This window comes from Neoroseomonas rubea (assembly GCF_016106015.1).
Classification (GTDB): domain Bacteria; phylum Pseudomonadota; class Alphaproteobacteria; order Acetobacterales; family Acetobacteraceae; genus Neoroseomonas; species Neoroseomonas rubea.
On record NZ_JACADQ010000389.1, the window covers coordinates 1 to 3,742 of the forward strand.

Consider the following 3,742-nt stretch of genomic DNA (forward strand, 5'->3'; position numbering starts at 1 on the left):
CGCGCCGCGTCGGCGGCGGCGCCGCTGCCTTCGGGCCGCGGGGCGGCGAACTCGGTCACGCGCCCGTCGGCGCCGCGTCGCGCCGCGATCCTGAGCCCTGTCGCCTCCTGCGCGAGGCTGAGCCGCACCGCATCGCCCTCAGCCTGCGCCTCGGCGACCGTCAGGCAGTCCCGCTGCATCGGGCGGCCCGGGCGCAGCGTCTGCTCGCGGCAAAGGCGCCGCCAGGGTCCCCAGGCCGTGCCGCCGATCTGGACGGGCGCGCGCAGCGGGCGGACCTCGCCATCGAGCGGCAAGGGCGGCTCGCTGGCACGCCAGGCCTCCGTCTGTGCCGTCGCCGGCCCCGCCAGGGTCAGCGCCAGCGCGGCGCCCCAGGCCGCGCGGGCGGCGCCGGTCATTCCAGGGACTGCCGCGACACGCCCCGCATCTCCATCCGCCCCATGCTGCCGCGCGGATCGGCCTCCATCTCGAGCCAGGACCCGTAGCCGTGCCGCAGCACCATCCCGGTCGCGACGTCGATCGCGAAGCGGCCGGCGATGAGGATCCGCATCGCTCGCCCGGGGGAGATCTCCCCGCCGCCGCTCGCGCCGCAGATCGCGACGAGCACGCGCCGGCCGTCGGCGGTGGCCTCGCCTTCGGCCGTGCACACCAGCCCGTCGCGCTCCACCCGCAGGTCGGGATCGACCGCGCCGACTGGCAGCGGCATCAGGAATTCCGCGCCGGGAGCGATGGTGGCGGGCGGCATGGCATTCGCCTCGATGGCGGCGCGGAAGATTCCGCGCAGGCGCGCCATGACCGGCGGCGGCGGCGCGGCGACGCCTTCCGGCACGGCGATGTCCGTCTCGCCCACCGTGCCGGCCGCGTCGCGCGTCGTCGTGAAGGCGACGCGCATCCCGCCCGGCAGCGGGTCCGTGCGCAGGGCGAGCTGCCACGTTCCGCCATCCTCCCGCGCTTCCTCCACGTTGAAGCAGGAGGGGGGAGAGGTCGCGACCTCCTGCCCATCGTCGGGGCGGAGCATCGTCTTGGTCACGCAGAGCCGCCGGAACGGGCCCCAGCCGGCGCCGCCCACGGCGATGGGCGCGACGAGCGGTGTGACGGGGCCATCGAGCGCGAGCGACGGGCTGCGGGCGACCAGCGCGGCGCGGTCCTCGGCCTGTGCAGGGGTGGCGAGAAGGACTGCACCGATCAGCACCGCGAGGAACGAGGGAGGCGCCGCCTCCCTCGCGCTCCCTCCGCCGAGGGCCGAAAGGCCCTCGGAACCCAGGCTTGGTTCCCACAGGCCTTTCGGCCTTCGGTGGGGGAGCGCGAGGGGGCGAAGCCCCTTCGCTCCCCTAGGCCGGAACATGCGCCGCCTCCTGCAGATGCGCGCCCTGCCGCCGCAGCGCGGCGCGGATCGCTGTCGGATCGACCGCGCGGGGCGCGATCCCCGCATCGGCCGCCAGCGCCGCGGCGACGCCCGCCGCCTGCCCGGTCAGCCAGCATTGCGGGATCTCCCGCAGGAAGGAATGCGACGTCGCGTCGCAGGACAGATGCCGCCCCGGCGCGAGCAGCCCGTCGAGCCGCTCCGGCACCAGCGCGCCATAGGGCACCGAGACATTGGCGAATTTCGGCGCGAGGGACGGCGAGACGCCGATCTCGTCCGCGTGCACGCGGCCGTCCCACGTCTCGCGCGTCACCCTCGCCACGCCGCGCAGGCGCCGGGCGTGCCGGACACCGATCTGCGGCGCGGAGAGCATCAGCGTCGCACCCTCGAAGCCCGGCGCGTCGCGGCGGTAGATGCGCAGGTGGTCCAGCATGAGACGGTGGCTGCGGATCTCGACCTCCGTCAGGTCGTCCACCTGCGTCGCGTCATAGCCGGCGAGCCGCGGGCCCATGAACAGCGCCACGTCGTCGCGCCAGGAGACGAAGGCCTTGTCGAACAGCCCGACCTCCTCCTTGGCGCGCGCCATGAAGGCCGAGAATTCCGCCGGCCTCTCCGCCCGCCAGGCGAGGTGTCGCGGCATGTCCACATGCGCGAAGAGCCAGGAGGTGTTGATGCAGTGATGGATGTCGCGTTCATCCGTGTCGCTGTCCGATGCCGCGCCGGCGCGATGGAAAAGGTCGCCGTCGCCGGTGGCGTCCACCACCACCTTCGCCAGCACGGCGCGGCGGCCCTGCTTGCTCTCGAAGATCGCGCCGCGCACCGCGCCGCCGTCCAGCACGGGCTCCGCGCCCCAGGCGTGGAACAGGATCTCCGCACCCGCGCCGAGCACCATCTCGAGCGCCGTCGCCTTCATCCATTCCGGGTCGCAGGTGGGCGAATGGGTGACGATGCCGTGGAAGGCGGCGGTGCGTGCCGCCCACCAGGCCGCCGTCGCGGCGTCCCGCGCGCCCCAGGCGTCCCGGGGCGGGCCGGCCAGCGCGCCCTTCGGCAGGCGGTCGAGGAATTCCTCGGCGAAGCCGCGGATAACGCGCGTCCCGCCCCAGTCCGTCATCCGGTCGATCCAGATGACGAGTCCGCCGGTGGAAAGCCCGCCGAGGTGATTGTGGCGTTCCAGCAGCATCGTCCGCGCGCCGAGCCGCCCTGCCGCGACCGTGGCCGCGACGCCGGCGGGCCCGCCGCCGACGACGAGAACGTCGACCTCGGCATGGACCGGCACCTCGCGTGCCGGTTCCGCCACGACCCTGCCGGTCGGTGTCCGGCGCGGACCGCGCGCCGGGGCAAAGACCTCGGACCGGAAAAACAGCCGGCCGCCTTCCTTCGTGTCCATGCGCCACCCTATCCCGCCGCGGCATGGCGCGGCTACAAGCGGTGCATGGACGGAACGATCGGCGATGCCGTGCGGGACGGGCTGGCGAGGGGGCTGCTGCGCTTCCGCGCCGCCGCGCGTGTCGATGACCGGGAGGCGATGGCCTTCGCCGAGACGCCGGGTGGCAGCCGCTTCGACCTGGCTGCCAATGCCGCGGTGGCGGAAGCGCTCGCGGCCTTCGCACCCGCCGAGGCGGCTGGCGCGCTGGCGTTGATCGCGGCCGGGGATGGCCCTGCCCCCGCCGCGCTCGACCGCGCGCGGCTGGTGGTCGAGGACGGCGCGCCGCGCACCCTGCGCATCGCCACGCCGCACCACCTGTTCACCGGCGACCTGTTCCGCGGGGAGTTGCGGCAGGCACTACGCGGCGACGGCGCCCCCTTCGTGCTGCATGGCGGCAACCTGGCCGAGTTCACCCTGGGCGGGCGCAGGCATTGCCTGGATGTGGAGGACGCGATCGTCGCCGCCGGCGTCGAGGCGACCGAGGACGGCGTGCTGGTGTTCCATGAGAGCATCCTGCGCGGCCGCGGCCGCTTCGGCCCCGTGCGCGACGTCGCGCGGCTGCGCTACGCGTACGAGGTGCGGGCCGCGACGCCCGCGCTGATGCTGGCCGTCACGCTCACGCCGCTGCTGCCGATCGCGCGTGTGCGCGTCACCACCGCCTGCGATGCGATGAGCCCCGAGGGTGCGGCGCCCTTCGCGGCGATCGCTGCCGGCGGGGATTGGCGGGAAGTGCCGGCGGCGGAGAACATGACCATGGCCGAGGGGCCGGTCGGCTTCTATGCGGTGCGGCAGGCGGGCCCGCCATCGCGCGCCGCGGGGCTGCGCGTCACCCCGGGCGGTCCGCTGCTCAGCCTCAAGACCAGCGCCGCGGCGGCGGGGCGGCTGCACTGGCTGCTGGCGCGGCACGCGGCGGACCGGCTCGCGCCCGGCGCGACGCTGGTGGTCATCGAGGAAAG

Annotated in this window: 4 protein-coding genes; 1 reads left to right on the forward strand and 3 read right to left on the reverse strand. The window is 75.0% G+C overall.

Features of this window, described 5'->3' with window-relative positions:
- From HW577_RS22360 to HW577_RS22370, 3 genes are all read right to left on the reverse strand, one after another.
- On the reverse strand, nt 1-395 hold a 395-nt coding region (locus tag HW577_RS22360; RefSeq protein WP_198378323.1), incomplete at its 3' end, for a hypothetical protein.
- The gene (locus tag HW577_RS22365; protein ID WP_198378324.1) at nt 392-1,189 is read right to left on the reverse strand and encodes a hypothetical protein; all 798 of its coding nucleotides are present in this window, start codon (nt 1,187-1,189) and stop codon (nt 392-394) included. The genes HW577_RS22365 and HW577_RS22360, both read right to left, overlap by 4 nt.
- Before the next feature lie 139 nt (nt 1,190-1,328).
- Nucleotides 1,329-2,747, reverse strand: coding sequence for an FAD-dependent oxidoreductase (locus HW577_RS22370; protein WP_198378325.1), 1,419 nt, complete (start codon nt 2,745-2,747; stop codon nt 1,329-1,331).
- A gap of 45 nt (nt 2,748-2,792) precedes the next feature.
- Here HW577_RS22370 and HW577_RS22375 point away from each other — a divergent pair.
- On the forward strand, nt 2,793-3,742 hold a 950-nt coding region (locus HW577_RS22375; protein ID WP_198378326.1), incomplete at its 3' end, for a hypothetical protein.

Excerpts from the sequence above, each read along its gene's own strand:
- HW577_RS22370 (WP_198378325.1), bottom strand. The coding sequence starts at position 2,747 with ATGGACACGAAGGAAGGCGGCCGGCTGTTTTTCCGGTCCGAGGTCTTT.